Annotated in this window: 16 protein-coding genes; 12 read left to right on the forward strand and 4 right to left on the reverse strand. The window is 35.5% G+C overall.

All coding sequences use genetic code 11. From position 1 onward, the window contains the following. The 8 genes from JIV24_RS14125 to JIV24_RS14160 all read left to right on the forward strand — a co-directional run. A partial coding sequence (locus tag JIV24_RS14125; protein ID WP_200465705.1) for a GIY-YIG nuclease family protein occupies positions 1–659 on the forward strand: 659 nt, incomplete at its 5' end. Between the two features lie 15 nt (positions 660–674). After that, positions 675–1,145 (forward strand): DUF7713 domain-containing protein, encoded by a 471-nt coding sequence (locus JIV24_RS14130; protein ID WP_200465706.1) that lies wholly within the window; start codon positions 675–677, stop codon positions 1,143–1,145. Positions 1,146–1,182: 37 nt separating this feature from the next. Continuing rightward, positions 1,183–1,941, forward strand: a complete 759-nt coding sequence (locus JIV24_RS14135; protein ID WP_200465707.1) for a hypothetical protein — start codon at positions 1,183–1,185, stop codon at positions 1,939–1,941. A 14-nt stretch (positions 1,942–1,955) separates the two neighbouring features. Next, positions 1,956–2,501 (forward strand): hypothetical protein, encoded by a 546-nt coding sequence (locus tag JIV24_RS14140; protein ID WP_200465708.1) that lies wholly within the window; start codon positions 1,956–1,958, stop codon positions 2,499–2,501. A gap of 111 nt (positions 2,502–2,612) precedes the next feature. Continuing rightward, entirely contained in the window at positions 2,613–2,957 is a 345-nt protein-coding gene (locus JIV24_RS14145) for a hypothetical protein (RefSeq protein ID WP_200465709.1), read from the forward strand. Positions 2,958–3,009: 52 nt separating this feature from the next. Further along, entirely contained in the window at positions 3,010–3,702 is a 693-nt protein-coding gene (locus tag JIV24_RS14150) for a hypothetical protein (RefSeq protein WP_200465710.1), read from the forward strand. Between the two features lie 9 nt (positions 3,703–3,711). Next, positions 3,712–4,425 (forward strand): hypothetical protein, encoded by a 714-nt coding sequence (locus tag JIV24_RS14155; protein WP_200465711.1) that lies wholly within the window; start codon positions 3,712–3,714, stop codon positions 4,423–4,425. Between the two features lie 381 nt (positions 4,426–4,806). Continuing rightward, on the forward strand, positions 4,807–5,205 hold the full coding sequence (locus JIV24_RS14160; RefSeq protein ID WP_200465712.1) for a hypothetical protein: 399 nt from the start codon (positions 4,807–4,809) through the stop codon (positions 5,203–5,205). Between the two features lie 301 nt (positions 5,206–5,506). On the opposite strand, the gene JIV24_RS14165 is transcribed toward JIV24_RS14160, so the two are convergent. Then, on the reverse strand, positions 5,507–5,989 hold the full coding sequence (locus tag JIV24_RS14165) for a DNA N-6-adenine-methyltransferase (RefSeq protein ID WP_200465713.1): 483 nt from the start codon (positions 5,987–5,989) through the stop codon (positions 5,507–5,509). 700 nt (positions 5,990–6,689) lie between these two features. Here JIV24_RS14165 and JIV24_RS14170 point away from each other — a divergent pair. Beyond that, on the forward strand, positions 6,690–7,340 hold the full coding sequence (locus tag JIV24_RS14170; protein ID WP_200465714.1) for a response regulator transcription factor: 651 nt from the start codon (positions 6,690–6,692) through the stop codon (positions 7,338–7,340). Between the two features lie 271 nt (positions 7,341–7,611). Here JIV24_RS14170 and JIV24_RS14175 read toward each other — a convergent pair whose 3' ends face one another. After that, the gene (locus tag JIV24_RS14175; protein ID WP_200465715.1) at positions 7,612–7,956 is read right to left on the reverse strand and encodes a hypothetical protein; all 345 of its coding nucleotides are present in this window, start codon (positions 7,954–7,956) and stop codon (positions 7,612–7,614) included. A 1,632-nt stretch (positions 7,957–9,588) separates the two neighbouring features. Further along, complete coding sequence (locus tag JIV24_RS14180) at positions 9,589–10,422, reverse strand: nitroreductase family protein (RefSeq protein ID WP_200465747.1); 834 nt, start codon at positions 10,420–10,422, stop codon at positions 9,589–9,591. A 226-nt stretch (positions 10,423–10,648) separates the two neighbouring features. Here JIV24_RS14180 and JIV24_RS14185 point away from each other — a divergent pair, with 226 nt between their 5' ends. After that, positions 10,649–11,368, forward strand: coding sequence for a lysophospholipid acyltransferase family protein (locus JIV24_RS14185; protein ID WP_200465716.1), 720 nt, complete (start codon positions 10,649–10,651; stop codon positions 11,366–11,368). Between the two features lie 42 nt (positions 11,369–11,410). Next, entirely contained in the window at positions 11,411–13,366 is a 1,956-nt protein-coding gene (locus JIV24_RS14190; RefSeq protein ID WP_200465717.1) for an OmpA family protein, read from the forward strand. Between the two features lie 26 nt (positions 13,367–13,392). Here the strand turns inward: JIV24_RS14190 and JIV24_RS14195 are convergent, their stop codons facing one another. Then, positions 13,393–13,794, reverse strand: coding sequence for a response regulator (locus tag JIV24_RS14195; RefSeq protein WP_200465718.1), 402 nt, complete (start codon positions 13,792–13,794; stop codon positions 13,393–13,395). A gap of 270 nt (positions 13,795–14,064) precedes the next feature. Between JIV24_RS14195 and JIV24_RS22805 the strand changes: the two genes are divergently transcribed. Further along, positions 14,065–16,557: a serine hydrolase domain-containing protein gene (locus JIV24_RS22805; protein ID WP_200465719.1), complete on the forward strand. Its 2,493-nt coding sequence runs from the start codon at positions 14,065–14,067 to the stop codon at positions 16,555–16,557. Positions 16,558–16,660: the final 103 nt, after the last annotated feature.

A 16,660-nucleotide genomic window follows, 5' to 3' on the forward strand; every position in this document is an offset into this window, starting at 1 on the left:
TTAATGATTTCTTCTACCATTTTGTTTCACTTTTCATGTGCTACAAAGTGGTCCAGTTTTTAAAGCGGTTAAAAACAAAAGGATACTGCAAACCTCAAAGTCCTGAAAATGATATTTTTCTGGTGCTTGAGAAGATGGATGAGTATTCAAAGTTTGATAACCGTATCATTATTGATTGGATTGTGCCAAGGGGTTGGTATAATACATATGGGAAAGTGATGAGTAAGGAGGTCGTAAAGATTTTACCATACAATTTTGTTGATGAGTTCCCCGGTTTAATGAAGATTAAGATCAGTGCTCAAGAATTGAAAACAATCATAAACAATCCTCAAGCACACTCGAAATGGTATGAATCTCTGACCAGACTTCAGGCGGTATACATGATCTTAGATAAAAAATCGGGGAATCAGTATATTGGAACGACATACGGACAAAATGGATTATGGCAGCGATGGGAAAGCTATGCAAAGGGTAATTTTACAGGTGGAAATAAGGAACTGATTCAATTAAAGGAGAAAGACGTTAATTTTCATTCCAATTTACAATACTCAATTCTTGAGGTGCTATCAAAAAATGCTTCACAAAAAGAATGTGTTGATGCTGAAAGCTTGTGGAAGGAAAAACTTGGTACACGAACATTTGGATTGAATAAAAATTAATCAAATCATACCCCTATGAACAAATCAATATCAAACTCCCCCCTCGAAGATGGATACGACTTTCATATCACCGATAAGTACGGTGAAAAATACCATTTTCGTATCCTAACATTCCCTGTACCATCCGGCACGTATTCCGAAGCTGTTGAGGTAATTGAAGAAAACCCAAATAATTCCGCAAGAATATATAGCCACTTGTCTGGTTTTGATGCGGACATTGAGCAGATGGAACTGGAGCTAAAAGCAAAGATTCAGAAAGGCATCAATCAACGCCACATTGATGAGGTTGATGGTCATCTGGAGATAAATGATAATGATATTATTAGGGGCAGGATTGACCATGACGATAATCTCGATTCAGCATTCGACACGTACCTATCAGTTGATGGTAAAAAGGTAACCATTGAGCAGTTTGTGGAGATGTTGCAACCTAATATGATGCTGAATTTTAGATTTGAGGTGAGAGACCGGACATTAGGGGAGTGAAAGAGATTATAAATTGAACAAAAAAATAGAACCCAAAATGATAGCAATTTCAGGAATAGTCATTATCACAGTGATTTTAATCAGAACACTATTATCATTCAAATTCGAGAAGGATGACTATTCTAGAACAACGGATGATTTGCGGAACGAATTTCAAAGGAAGGACTTCTTAATACTGCTATTGTTTTTCATCTCAATCCCCTTATTTGCGACCTTAAATACTAATGCATTAGAATCACTATCTGAGATGGTTATATCTGTTAGTGATTCCGTTTTTATCATCAAGCCTGAATTTGAAACATGGTTATTATTAGCATTGATGATGTCATTTGGAATATCAGTTATTGTTGTGTTTAGTGTTGCTAATACTGTTTTCAAGGAAAAGGCAAGCCAATATTGGATATACTATAACCGGAAATACCGTACTAATGCCACTGCGATACTTAAATATTTATCGGTTATTCTAATAAGTGGCAGTTCATTACTTATTTGTCTTCAACTTAATACCTTCATAAAGTTCAATGACGAGGCAGTTGTGATTAATCAATCCCTTGATTTTGCAGATACAGAATATCAGTACGACCAAATAGATAAGCTAGTACATTACGATAAGAAGGTTGCACCCAATGGAAGTATTATCGATAAGCCATATTACGCAATACATTTTGGTGATAATTTCATCTGGAGAACGACAGATGGATTAAGGACACCACATATTGATGATGATAAGATTTTTAAGTTTCTATCGGATAAAACTAAGCTCGTAATAGAGGAGTTTGAAATTGAGCAAAATTAAAAAGACTATTCGCAATGGACATTATAATATTAGATATACCCTTCAAGAAAGAAGATTTCCTTCGTATAAGTTGGATGAGATGGCGAATTGAGTGGCATAAGACTATAAAAAGAATAAAAAATTCTTCTATAGCTGGTCTTATAATCTTGATATTAGGTATAATAGCAGCGTCAGACGATGAACCTTTTAATCCATTTATTCTCATTGGTATTGGATTGATGATAATTCCAATATTCGTTTTCTCAATAATGTTCTTCTCAAAAAAACAATATAAAAGTAAAGTTAATAAGTTGGCAGAACGATATGAGAAGTTAAAAATGGATGCTTCATATGAAATTTCACCGGATTATTTTAAATATCAGGATAGTGAAAAAACGGTTGACTTCAAGTGGAATACATTCTCAGGTTATTCGTTTTATAAGAACCTTTTAATCGTAAAACTCCATAATGCTTCGTTAGCCAATTCGTTTATTTTCGAAAAAGATGAATCAAACATTGAGGATTACCATAGAGTCCTTGATTTAGTAAAGGCAAAGTTAGATTATATCGAGATGAGCTAAATGATTTGTGAAACACCGAAAACATACTAATTTTAGATTATCTATAACTCAACACAAACAATTAATTACTCCAAGACTATGAAATGTTTTAATCACCCAGACGTTGATGCAGTGAGTATATGCAAGAACTGCAATAAAGGATTATGTCATGAGTGTTTAACTGAAATTGAAAATGGTATTGCATGTACAGCGACATGTATCGATGAGGTTAAGCTTGTTAATTCACTTATCAACAGAAATAAAGATTCGTATAAAACAGCATCGAGCGCCCATCAAAGAAATGCCTACATATATGTGAGTATTGGACTTGTATTTCTAGTATGGGGTTACCTTTTGGATGGTTTCTTTGGATTCTTGACGATAATGGGAGTTATCTTCGTTATTGGAGCAATTTTCAGCTTCAATAATGCAAATAAGTACAAGAAGGGGAGCGTTGTTGATTCAAATGAGGTTTAATTACATTTACATAGCGACCATTCTTTTATTCAACGTTCTTTTCATTATCACAATGACGTTTGAGAACCTTGACTTGTACCTTGGTTACGATCAATATGCACATGATCTGATGCAAGGCAATAAAATTTCAATTCAGGGGGCAATAATGTCATATGGAGTTATGATCGTTTTAGCGTGTGTGAATGTATTGGAAAAAATATTCATTGAAAACTCAAAGCTGCGATTAAGGTTATTAAAAGCAACTGTTACTGTTGTATTAATATACTTGAGCAATTGGGGAATATTCGAAATTCTAGGTATTAGGGTATTTAGCCTATACTATTATCCAAGAGGTATTCCTGCTCCAATGCTTGGGTTAGGAACTATTGGATATGTGACGTTTATACTACTCGTTTTTGAAGGATTTTTCAAAACTAAGCTTTTTAGCACTATTAAAAGGTTGGTAGTAAAATTAACAGGTGATAGTTTGTATAAAAACATTGGCTGGACAATGTTTATTTTCAACATTTTCTGGATAATTCGAAGTGTCCATTTTTTCTTGGCTTACAATTATAACATTGGCATCTTCTATACGTTCGCAAAGCCTGATTGGGTTCTTTTTTTGAATATGATAATTGGTCTCATTGGTGTTTATATTGGACTTAAAATAATACGGAAGAGATTATCAGTAGGTATTTGGGGAATGATTGATTTAGTATTATTAATTGGGTCAGGATTGGTGGAGTATCATGTGGGATATTATTAAAATGAATATATGCGATTCTACACATTACTATTCTTAACAGTAGTGTCATTCATTGGCATGCAAGCGCAGGTTAGTTTAAGTGTGCCATTAGAAGTTGAGACTCCAGAGCAAATAAAGTCCCTGCATCAAAATAATATTATTGGAACTTATAGTGTTGATTTTGATGGGGATAAAATACAAGATTACATTTCGATTATTGAAACAGGACTTGATAATGAACCCCTTACACGGGAGTATTGGTATACATCAGGCTTTAAGCTGTATCGAACTGTTGACTTAATAGTTATGGATTATGATTTTAAGTTCTTTGTTAATATCGATGGAGACTCAATCCCTGAAATTATTAGAGCACAAGGTTATCCAGAGGGAATTGATTATTATTTCACAAAGCAGAATATATTAACTGGAGAAGAAGAAGTTTTGTTTTATTTCAATCCTATCATTAGGAAAGCTAACGATTATGACTATAGATACTTTTGGGGGCATCCATGGGGTCTGAAATCGATTCTGGTTCAGCAAGTAGAAGGAGGTGTTAGGTTGTTGTCATCTGTACAACATGAAATCATAAGGGATAGTGAAATTCATTATCCAGCACAATCATGTTTCCCACTGATATTCTTCGAAGGTACTCCAAAGAGTGAATATGATTATTCTGAAAAGATTGGGGATATTGAACTAATGACGGTTGATGAGATAATTTTGGGAATAAGATTGACAAAGTAGGCTGACCTAAAGAGTAATGGTAGCTGCTTTCAGACCTGCTATTTATATCATTAAATCAGCCATGTTTTTTAATTGGTTATAGATAAACTTACTTATGGATGAAATATTTAAACTCGTTTCCATTGCAATCGGTCGCATACTATTAGGTGGGATTGGATATGCCGTACGGAAGCTCTATCATTATATTGTAGCAGATAAACAGAAGGTGGAGATTGACGATGATAGTAATAAAATTGTGGCATTCGCTGTTTTATTGGTATTTTTTGTCTTCTTGTATTTAAAGAGATATGTTTGGTAGTGGTTAGCTTTGTTAATTGAGATAGTGCACCCGTAAGGCAAGCAACCATAACCACATAATTACGTCTTACCTAAAACAGCCATATGCGAAACCCACTATTCAAATCACTCCCCTTATTAATATTCTTCATTTCCACAGCAATGAGCTGTGAGAAAGAGGACATCGAACCCCTAAATCAATATCGAATTGGTGTAGAGTATTCAATCACCCCTGATTTATCATTTACAGTCGAAAACATAGGCGATTCAAGATGCCCTGAAGGTGTGGTGTGTGTTTGGGAAGGAGATGTTCACATGGACTTTATTATTATTGAAGGTGGTAATACCATTGATACCACCATGAACCTAAATTACCACCGGAATTACCCGTCAGTTTTTGGTGGATATACATTTGAAATTCAGAATGTTATTCCATACCCTAAATATGGGGAAGAGGTTGATCCAGATGATATTAGGGTGGTAATGGGATTAATAAAGCAATAAAAATGGCTATATTGAAGTTTGATAATAAATTGCAATAGTTTTAGTTTGCTTGTTTGGAATTGTAAAAGGTGGTGCATTTAATTGTATCACCTTTCTTATTGACACCGATTCAATCATAGTGTATATTAACGGAGCAAGGTTTAAGTGCAAATAGGATTTTCATTGAAAGGTGTGAATAACTCAATATTCGCACCTTTTTGTTGAATATAATTGTTATTTTCACAGTGGGTTAAAGTTTGGTGTTTCACATCAAATGGGTTTAGTTATAATTGGTGATACTGGTGGTTCGGTATCACCATTTTTATTTCAACCGGATAAACTTCCCCTCAATATCACATTTTTCAAGAACATCAGCATTCGCCTTACCATATGCTACCAGCACACTTGGAGCACCAGCAGAACCACCTTGTTCACCGTTGACATGACAGAATTTTAGTCTACCTTTTATGAATAACAATGCATCAGCCGAATTCCATATGTGGTTGAAAAACATTTTGGTCTCGGTACGTGCAAATATTAAGGCAATACAATTGCCGTGTTCTACGCATTTAGCTAACCATTTTTTTGTTTCATTCCCATACGGAGGGTTGCACCAACAGCGTCCTATCCATGGTTGAGTTAATCCATCGTCTTCTATTGTATAATGTTTACGTGCAGTCTCCCAAGGGCGATTGATTGGACTGCATGGGTCTAGGTCAAATTCCCCAAGAGCATCAGTTATATATGGGGGTGTCAGCCATTCGTCTTTGCCTATCGATGTGTGTCCTTCAAATTGTACATTCATATTGGTTAAGTATTTCCAATAAATACTCAGCCACTCAAAAAAAAATAGGGCGATAACTATATGAAAAGTCACCACCCTACAACAAAAATCAAAGCTAAAAATCTGTAAACATGAAAAAGAAGAGGCTGAACACCGTTGTGTTCATAACCTAGAAACTGTTCAATCTGATCCCAATACAACACGTAAATGACTCAATAGTCCTGCTTTGATACTATTGCAATATTAATTATTATGGATATGGGGACTTTTCTGATGTATAATGATGTAATGCAAAGTAATTTTGTCGGTTAATCAAAGAAATATTGACCATTGAATATAGGAAAGAGTATTGTTTACACACAGGATGAAGTGCTAAATAAATATCTAACGTCTAAATTAGGATTTAAGGATGTAATAAGTTTAAAGTTAATCGAACAAGTAAAAGTATTAGAAACATTCAATAAGGTGAACGTATTTATTTTTGATATTTCTACCTATGAGTATGATTATGTCTCAATTCTTAATTTTTTATCAATTAACTTGCCTACTTTGAAGATTATTTTAATCACTGAGCGCTGTTTCTTTTATCTGGAGATGGCATTGAAGGAATTTAATATCTCAAAGGTTCTATATAAGCCAATTACATTTTCTGAAATAGAATACTGTTGTAATTTATGAAAATTAAAGTTACTGTTCTAGTAAATGGGGAGTAGTATAGTATATGGGCTTAAATGTAGTAATTGTCGATGATCATGCTCTGATTAGAGAAAGTTTTAAACATCTAGCGAATCATATTGATGAAATTGATGAGTGCTACTCTGCTGAAGGTTTTACAGAACTTCTTTCAATAATTCAAATACATGAAATAGATGTTGTTTTTCTTGATATAGTATTTCCAAAACAAGCAATGGATGGAGTTAAGATTACTTTATACCTCAAAAATAGAAATCCACACATAAAAGTAATAGGTGTTTCTGGCAGTGCTAACAAAGCACTTGTTTCTAAGATGATTAAGGCTGGTGCAGATAATTTCATATGTAAATCACAATCCATAAACGATATAAAGAAAGCAATTAAGTTAATAATTAATAGAGGAAACAGTACATCTAATTTAGTTGGCACGAAAATTGACAACGCCTATTTTCGCAATTTAGAAAATGGTTATTGTATGATTGAACAGTTGACTAAGAGGGAGTTTGAAGTCTTACATTTATTATTGGAAGGAAAATTACGTCAAGAGATAGTAAAGATACTTGATATAAGTCCTAAAACATTCGATAAACACAGGGAAAATATCCTTGATAAAACCGGAACATCTAATATTGTTGAACTTGTTTTTTTTTGTATAAAAAGAGGCATTGTAAACTCATGAAAAATATATTAATTAAATAGCATCAGTCGTTTTTATTTGGGAGTCAGCCATTCGTCTTTGCCTGTTTCTGTTTTTCCTTCAAACTGTACATTCATTATGTGAGTATTTGAATATAAATACTCAGCCACTCAAAAATAAATAGGGCAACAGCTACATCACAGCCATTGCCCATACACAAAAATCAAAGCTAAATTTACTGACATTATTAATTGAAAATGAAGGGGCGAAACTCCGTTGAGTCTTGCCCCATATCATTAACGAAACTAAAATCTTAATCATAAAATCTCAACTGTAGTATCTGATCCCAATGCCACTCGATGCTAATGAAGAATAATGCGCCAATTCCTCCAGTAGTGTCGTAAAGATCGACACTTGTCATACCTTCAAAGTCAAGGTAGCTACCAGTGCCCTTGTAGTGTACGTACATTACATGATCATTGAATACTATATTGGTGATAACAATGGGAATTACATCTAGGTCTGTTGCCAATAGGTATTTATTGCTATTAATCTCAAGTAGCTTATCACGAGTCTTAACGATGGGATGGTTCACTTGTGCAGTATCTTCATCGATTAACTTTACTATATTTTCTGGTGGCTTGGCTATGATCTCCATGACTAATAATCTTCTTTCAGATAAATACTGTCACACATTGAAATATGCCGGAAATTTGAATGTTTTTTTTTGATGAGGTGAAGGTTGTTAGACTGTAATTAGGGGTGTGAAAAGGTGTACAATGGTATTATTTTGTGCCGTATCCGATAATACCCCCGGGGGGGAGGGGGTGGTATATATGCTTTGGGGTGCTACATGAGCAAAGTGTTTCTAGGATTAAAAATACTCAAATATTATATCGATGCCCTATATTTTAAGTCGTTAAAAATTTTAGACAAAAATTCTAAGTTTTGCTGAAATCTGTTTTTATAAGAAATTATAATGTTTTATAATTCAGATAGTTAATGTTTATCTAATAAAATGTAACATACTCCAAAAGTGTACGTTACCATAGTTTGAGATAATAAACTTTTACAGTTTGTTTTTGAAATTCAGTTAAGGGGGGCAGGTCGTGTCCCCTTTTTTGTATTTGGTAGTTGAATGGTTGTTTCTTAATGGTTTAAATTAATCAATCATGCTCCAATTGAAAATAAAAAGAAACTTATGACAATGTAATGCAAGGTTAATGAGGTATTATAGTAACAAAAAGTAAGGTTCTGGTTTTGGGAAATACGATTAAATAGGTATTTTGTATTCAGATTAGTTTGCTAACTACTATTACTAATCGGGATTCCATAAAGGTGATGCTGGTAGGGCAGGATCACCTTTTTTTAAGTGAAAATATTGTTTTTTAATAGGTGATTTGGATTAGGTTGTTAAAAGGGTGGTACTGGTGGACGGTATCACCTTTTTTTGTAATATCAATTAATTAAGTATTTTAGAATCTTAAAAATTAGTATTAACTAATTTCCCGATTAAAAGCAGGTGGTACATTAATTTGTATCACCTTTTTTTGACAATTAATCTTCAAATAAGTATATTGGTACTTGAATAGTTTTAAAAAACCATTCCGACTCCTAAATATGAAAGGCGTGAATTTAATAAGTTCACGCCTTTTTTTAAAGGATCTCTATTTAAGGGAATCGTTGTTCTCCACTTAAGAATTTATAATTCCCATTACACTGTTATCAATAAAATATCGGAATTTTAATTTAAAAGAAGATATTTGTAGCGTTATTCGAATATGATTTTATGAATATGGAATGTAGACTAGGTTGTGCAGCCTGTTGTATAATACCATCAATTTCTTCAGCCTCCCCGAAGCACCCAAGTGGCAAAAAAGCAGGAGAAAAGTGTAAGTACCTTACGGATGATTTACTGTGTGATATTTTTGATTCGCCTTTGAGACCGCAGGTATGCGGTGGCTTTAAAGCAGAAAGGATTGTTTGTGGAGAGAAAAGGGAAGATGCGTTTAGGACACTGGCTGATCTTGAGGGGATTAGGGACTGGAAAGTCTTGCTGTAGATTTTACCTGTTACAACCAGCCATCTGGCAAACCAGGTGGTGTTGCCTGCCCACATCTAACAGATGGCTACCGTTGCGATATATTTGACTCACCACAAAGGCCTCAGGTATGTGGTGGTTTTACACCTGAACCTGATTTTTGCGGTTCCTGTCGCTCTGAAGCGATTGCAATATTGGCCCAGCTTCAGGGATTAGCAGAGTGGAAGCACTTGTAAACATCGCTTCTGATTATTCGCTAATAAAACTTATTGAAGGCATTTTGCGCTGTACACGTTTCTCGAACTTAGTTTTGGGGTAGCCAATAAGAATTGTTCCGTAAATCTCTTCTTCGGCAGGGATGTGCATTAACTGCTTGATTTTTTTATTGCGCTTGGCTGCGTTGACGATATATCCATTAATACAAGTGCATAAATTCAACAGTTCGGCATAAAGTGTTGCCATGCCTGTCCATATGTTTGCATCATGGCACGGCATTCCAACCGGACTTTTTTCGCTGTGAATAACAATAAGAGCCGGAGCATTATAGCAGATCATATCATGTTTAAGTTCAGCTTTGTTTAAAAACTTACGCTTTGATTGCTCCATTTTGTTAAGAGCTCTTGTTCCTGAAAAAAGCCGAATGAGCGGTCTGGTTATTGAATTAACCGTATTAAATGCCTTCGTAAGAGTTCGTATCGTTAGAATATTGATCTCATTTAAAACGCTCTTGTTTGTAATTACAGTGAATTTCAAGCTCTGAAGATTACTGGCGGTTGGGCTAAAGCGCATATGTTCTATAAATTCTTTTAGTACCTCCGGGGCTACCGCTTGTGCACTAAAGATTCTATGTGTGCGCCTTTGCTGCATTAAGAGTTCAAAGTCAAAAGGCTGGATATTGTTTTGAGTATTATTGCCGATGGTATTCTGTTGGTTGATAGAGTGATATTGACAAATAGCACCACAATGATGGCATTCAATGCAATCAGTATTGATGGTATTCTCGTTAATATTAATGCCTGAAACAGGACATATTTGTTCGCACTTCTTACACTTTATGCAATTCTCGGTATTTAATTCAACCATTTGTATTTCTATTTTGAGAGTTGGCAAATATAAGTATTGTTCATGCTTTAATGAAGCCGAATTTGTTTTGGCACAAACTCATGATTAATTATTTTTGCATGTGTTCAGCTGTTAATTACTAACAAACGGAGTGAGTTGGTTTACAAATAAAATGGCAGTTTTGAATGGTTATAAATAACTATTTCAGTGCTAGTATTCCATTGGTTAAATAGAATTTTTAAGTCAAATGAAAAAGATTGCTTACTGGCTATATCAACCGTATAAGTTATTGTTCTTTCTACCAGTATTTGCTGTTTCGAGTTTGTTATTCTCATTTTTAGCAGCCGGTTTTTCAATGATCGTTAATCCAAAAGCTGGAAGTTTTTGGGGAGCTACCTGGGCAAGAGTGACGGGTTATATGACACCTATATTTGTAAATGTATCAGGACGCCATCATATCGATAAAAAACAATCGTATGTAATTGTTGCCAACCATCAGAGTGGCTATGATATATTCGTTTTATATGGCTGGTTAGGTATTGACTTTAAGTGGATAATGAAAAAGGAACTTCGACAAGCGCCAGGAATTGGATATGCAAGCCACAAAGTGGGGCATATTTTTCTCGATCGTTCGTCGCCTCGTGCCGCTATGGAATCAATTGAAGAAGCTAAAAAGAAACTTAAAAATGGCACATCTGTTGTTATATTTCCTGAGGGAACCCGAAGTGGTTCCAATCAAATGAAACAATTCAAAAAAGGAGCTTTTAAAGTTGCCTTTGAACTCGGCTTGCCAATATTACCTATTACGCTAATTGATACTTATAAAGTATATAAAAAAGGGCTTAATTTATTGCCTGGTTCGGTTCAGATGGTCATTCATCAACCAATTGATACAAGTGCTTATCTTGAGCAAGAGAATGAGTTGCTAAAGCTTACGCATTCAACCATACAATCGGCACTAGTATAAAAATAATCAAACTAATTGGCAGATATGCCGTAGGACACACGTATGAAATACCTGTTAATATTGGCTGTAAGCCTTGTAAGTTTTAATGCTGTTGCGCAAAAGTATTCAGTAAAATCAAAAAAGGCGATAGCTAGTTTTGAGGAAGCTCAGTCAAGTTATGCGAGTAATCGCCTTGATGATGCCATTAAATACCTAGATGCGGCTATTAATAAGGAAAAAAGTTTTATTGAGGCCTTTCTCCTTAAAGCAGATATCCATTTTTCGCAAAAGAATTATGAGCAGGAGATAGTTGCTTTAGAGAAAGCATTAGCAATTGACAGTACTTATTTTGTGCCCGCAATTTTTAATATGGGAGTGGCCAAGTATAATACCGGAAAATATGATGAGGTCGAATACTGGATGAAAACCTACCGTAACTATAATAAAAGTAAACGTTCAAAGCTAAATCCTGATTTCTGGATTGAAAAAGCACAATTTGCTAAGGATGCCATCGTTAATCCGGTTTTTATTGAACCTCTTAATTTGGGTAAAAATATCAATAGTAATCTTGATGAGTATTGGCCAAGTTTAAGTGCCGATGGCGAAACCATGATATTCACAGTCTTGGTACCTCAGGATCCATTTGTGAAAGATGTTAGCGGACTGACAAAAAATGCCATCAATTTTAGAGAGGATTTTTATGTCTCGTCAAGAAATAGTGATGAGTGGCAACTACGTGAACCGGTTGTGTCGATTAATACAAGCAGCAATGAGGGAGCACAAACATTAAGTGCCGATGGAAACTGGATGTTTTTTACTGCCTGTGGTCGAAAAGGAGGGCAAGGAAGTTGCGATATCTGGTTTTCGCAGCGTACCGCTCATGGTTGGAGTGAGCCAGTCAACCTAGGCGCCCCGGTTAATACACCTTTTTGGGAGTCGCAACCAAGTTTCTCGGCCGACGGACGAACGCTTTATTTTGTGAGTAGCCGACCAGGAGGTAAGGGGAAAAAAGATATTTGGAAAGCCCGAATTACAGGATACAAAAAGGATGGTTCGCCATTCTTTGGAAAAGTTGAGAATCTAGGTGAAAATATTAATTCGGTGGGTAATGAAAATTCACCCTTTATTCACCATGATAACCAAACTTTGTATTTCTCATCTGATGGCTGGCCGGGAATGGGTGCTATGGATCTGTTTTATTCTCGCTTTGATAAGGATATGGGATGGCAACGACCAACTAATTTGGGTTATCCTTTAAATACCGAAAATGATGAAATTGGTTTGGTGATTACGGCTAAAGGTGATTTGGGGTATTTTGCTTCAGATGGACTTGATAGCATCAATAATAAGGATATTTACCAATTTGCCATTCCGCAGCAAATTAGGCCTAAGGAAGTAACCTATATAAAAGGCAAGGTGTTTGATCATGAAACATCTGATGTTTTATCGGCCGATATAGCGGTTAATAAGTTGTCAGATGGAGAGTTATCGGTTAATGCTGTAACAGCGCCCCATTCAGGTGAGTTTTTGTTTTGTTTGCCTGCCGGCGATACTTATGCCCTCAATATTCAAAAGGAAGGGTATTTGTTTTATTCCGATAACTTTGATGTTAAAGAGAATGGAACCATCAATAAACCACAGAAGCTTAATGTGTATTTGAGTAAAATAAAAGCTGGTGCCAGTTTCGTGCTTCGTAATGTATTTTATGAAAGTGACTCATACCTGTTGAAACCAACATCACATACCGAATTAGATTATGTAGTACGCTTACTTAAACTTAATCCATCGGTTAAGGTTGAAATAGGTGGACATACTGACAATATTGGAGGCAAACAGTATAATCAGGAGCTTTCGGAAAAACGAGCCCAATCAGTGCACGATTATATTATTGAAAAGGGTATTCCGGTTGCACAAGTAAATTATAAAGGATATGGTTATGACCAGCCTGTTGAGAGTAATGACACTGAAGAAGGAAAAGCTAAAAATCGAAGAACTGAACTAAAGATAGTAGAGGAGTAAAAAAAAACTGCCCGAAGGCAGTTTTTTTAATTGTTCAAATATTTTGATAGCGTATCCATTAAGATTTGTAATCGAATGGGTTTCGCCAGATAATCGTCACAACCAGCTTCCATACACTTTTCACGCTCGCCCGACATTACGTGCGCTGTTTGAGCAATGATAGGAATGTCTTTGTTTATAGCTTTAATTTCACGAGTAGCTGTGTAACCATCCATTATTGGCAACTGTAAATCCATTAAAACTAAGTCAATAACATTAGCTTTAAATAGCTCTATAGCTTCTTTACCGTCTTTTGCCCAAAGGATTTTAGCATTTGTTTTGCGTAATGCGGCATCAAAAAATATTTTGTTAGTATCCACATCCTCAACCACTAAAATCACCTTGTCAGCCCAATCTTGAACTAGCGAATTATTAATTGAATCACTCACACTCATTGTTTTTAGATGGGTTAATATCTTATTCAGAATCCTAAAATAGTTGTTGTTTCTTTATTATCCAAAAAAGGTTCTTAAAAAGCCCCAATGTAAATAACAAGAACAGACTGCATATTGCCCTGTTCACACATTTTATTTAATGTGGTTTTTGGCACGAAATTAGCTTTTACCCTAACCAAATTTAATTATTTTCGTTACACCAGAAGGTAGGGGACTTTAGATACAATGAGGGCATTTTTAATAATTAGTATAATAATATTGAATGTGATATCTGCGCGAGCAATAAGCCGGGCAGATACCTTGTTGCAGCAACTTACGGTCGAAGAAAAAGTCGCCATGTTGTTCGTGAATATTCCGGATGATAACTATAGTGATAGCGCCGTTGTTGGTAATACACGTTTTGATTCCTACAGTGCTCGTGATATCAGAACAGGGATGCATGACGAACAAAGTATTCCTTTCCCTAATGAATCGACATTACGTGCAGTGGGAGATAATCCCATAGTTAAAACACTGTTGTCAGATGCCATTCGTAAATATAACAACGCAGGGTATCATGGATTAATAACGCACGATAGGTTGCCAAATGTGTCGCGTTTATATATTGGTGAAAAATCCATTGAACAGCAGCAAAGCATTCGAATCATTGACTTTCCCTGCGAATTGCTCGATGAATTGCTACTGACTTCAGAGACCGAACGCATTAAACAAAACGAGAATAAATTATCTTTCAGTTTAGACGACTATCCAGCTTTGAATATCTGGAGGAGTCCAACAGGTATTTCTGTAAGCTTCGATGAAATATTATGTCAGGACCTGCTGTTTTGGGAGAATAAAGAAGATGATTGTGTTAATAAGATGGTTCAGGCCGTTTATCAAAGTAGAATATCAGAAAGTGATTTGGATGCCAGGGTTTATAAATTATTGAATCATCAAATAGAATCGCTTAATGATACTATCATAACTACTTCGCCACAGAAAGAATTAAAACATCGGCTGGAGGCCTATAAAAAATCGATTTCCATTTATCAATCCAAGCCTGTTTTCCCACTTAATAGAATCGATACATTAAGTGTTTATATAGATGATAGCTTCTGTTCGGTACCTGATGAATTTAAAAAGGCCGTTGATTTTTATCACACAGTTGTTGCTGTTAAGGAAAAGGCCAATATTCAGTTATTGCTTTGCGATGATGACAAGCTTTTAGGTAATCAAATAAAACAGGTAGTTAATGATTCTGCTAAAAATCAAATTAATGTTCTGTTATTTGTTGGTGATCTATCGAATGCTTCGCTTCAAAATGCTTTAAAAGTAGTGGATGCCATTGTTGTAATGCCCGAGCTAATAGAGTACTCCTGGAGTTTATTGGCCGAGGCTATTTACAATGGTATTCCTGTTAGTGGCTATTCTGTGTTTCATGATGAATTAGCGAGAGTAGGTTTTGAACGAGTTAACACGGGAAAAGATCGATTGGCCTTCAGTTTGTTAAATAGCGAGATTAAGCCCGATTCGATTTCAAAAATTGACAGCATCATTTCAGATGCTATTAAAAAGAAAGCAACACCCGGGGCTCAACTTCTTGTTGTAAAAGGAGGTGAAATACTTCTTCAAAAGGCCTATGGTCATCATACTTACAGTAAGCGCCAACGCGTTTTAAATGATGATTTGTACGACGTTGCATCCATAACTAAATTGGCGGTAACTTTTCCTGTGGTCATGCAAATGTATGAGAATGGTTCGCTGGATTTAGATGCGACATTGGGTGAGTACCTGGCAGGTGTTGATACCACAGATAAGGCAGACATTACCGTAAGGGAATTGCTACTGCACCAAAGCGGTTTAACAAGTTATATTCCTTTTCACTATAAAGCGCTCGACAGAGAGTCCTTAAAAAAGCGTTCATTATATAGTCGTCATTATTCATGGTTATACAATGTGCGGGTAGATACACGATTATATCAAAATAAACAGGCCCGATATCGACAAGATGTGTTTGCCAAACAAGCCTCTGAGGAATATTCAAGACAGCTGACAGCTAACATGTTTATGAATGATGCTTATGTTGATTCGATGTATTCACACATATATGAATCAAAGCTTAATATTTCAAAAACCTATCGATACAGTGATTTAGGTTATTACCTTCTTCAAAAAATAATAGAAAGTGAAGAGGATGAAAGGCTTGACTCATTGTATTATAAAAACATAAGTTTACTGTTGGGAGCCAATAAACTATTGTACAAGCCGCTCAATCAATTCAATGGAAAGCGTATTGTGCCCACCGAAAATGATTTGGGCTTTCGTAAGGTTTTGCTCGATGGTTATGTGCATGATCAGGGTGCAGCCATGTTGGGCGGAGTAGCTGCACATGCGGGTTTATTTGCTAATGCGGGCGATTTAGCCAAATTGGCTCAAATGCTATTGAATGAAGGTAGTTACGGTGGTGTTCAGTTTTTCAGACCTCGAACCATCGGCAAATTTACACAGACCAACAATAATGGAAACAGACGGGGGCTTGGAGTTGATAAGCCTCAACTCGATCCGGATAAGGATAGTCACGTGTCTGCCAAGGCTTCTCCGGCATCCTATGGGCACACCGGTTTTACTGGTACCATACTTTGGATTGATCCCGAATACGATTTAATCTATATTTTTCTCTCCAATAGAATTCATCCTCGTTCTTATAATAAAAAGCTGTTGGAACTCGATGTGCGAACGAAGATTCAGGATGTAATTTACAATTCTCTCGACAACTAGAAATAGTATTAAATAATCATGCGAAACTTTCGGTAACTTTTAAATTAATCTAAAAAGGTTATTAAAACTTTCTATTATTTCTATTTTTAATGATTATAAATTG

Origin of the sequence: Carboxylicivirga marina (assembly GCF_016612505.1) — a bacterium.
GTDB classification, from domain to species: Bacteria; Bacteroidota; Bacteroidia; order Bacteroidales; family Marinilabiliaceae; genus Carboxylicivirga; species Carboxylicivirga marina.

Coding starts and splice junctions, on each gene's coding strand:
- JIV24_RS14130 (WP_200465706.1), top strand. CDS start 675: ATGAACAAATCAATATCAAACTCCCCCCTCGAAGATGGATACGACTTT.
- JIV24_RS14135 (WP_200465707.1), top strand. CDS start 1,183: ATGATAGCAATTTCAGGAATAGTCATTATCACAGTGATTTTAATCAGA.
- JIV24_RS14140 (WP_200465708.1), top strand. CDS start 1,956: ATGGACATTATAATATTAGATATACCCTTCAAGAAAGAAGATTTCCTT.
- JIV24_RS14150 (WP_200465710.1), top strand. CDS start 3,010: ATGACGTTTGAGAACCTTGACTTGTACCTTGGTTACGATCAATATGCA.
- JIV24_RS14155 (WP_200465711.1), top strand. CDS start 3,712: ATGCGATTCTACACATTACTATTCTTAACAGTAGTGTCATTCATTGGC.
- JIV24_RS14160 (WP_200465712.1), top strand. CDS start 4,807: ATGCGAAACCCACTATTCAAATCACTCCCCTTATTAATATTCTTCATT.
- JIV24_RS14165 (WP_200465713.1), bottom strand. CDS start 5,989: ATGAATGTACAATTTGAAGGACACACATCGATAGGCAAAGACGAATGG.
- JIV24_RS14170 (WP_200465714.1), top strand. CDS start 6,690: ATGGGCTTAAATGTAGTAATTGTCGATGATCATGCTCTGATTAGAGAA.
- JIV24_RS14175 (WP_200465715.1), bottom strand. CDS start 7,956: ATGGAGATCATAGCCAAGCCACCAGAAAATATAGTAAAGTTAATCGAT.
- JIV24_RS14180 (WP_200465747.1), bottom strand. CDS start 10,422: ATGGTTGAATTAAATACCGAGAATTGCATAAAGTGTAAGAAGTGCGAA.
- JIV24_RS14185 (WP_200465716.1), top strand. CDS start 10,649: ATGAAAAAGATTGCTTACTGGCTATATCAACCGTATAAGTTATTGTTC.
- JIV24_RS14190 (WP_200465717.1), top strand. CDS start 11,411: ATGAAATACCTGTTAATATTGGCTGTAAGCCTTGTAAGTTTTAATGCT.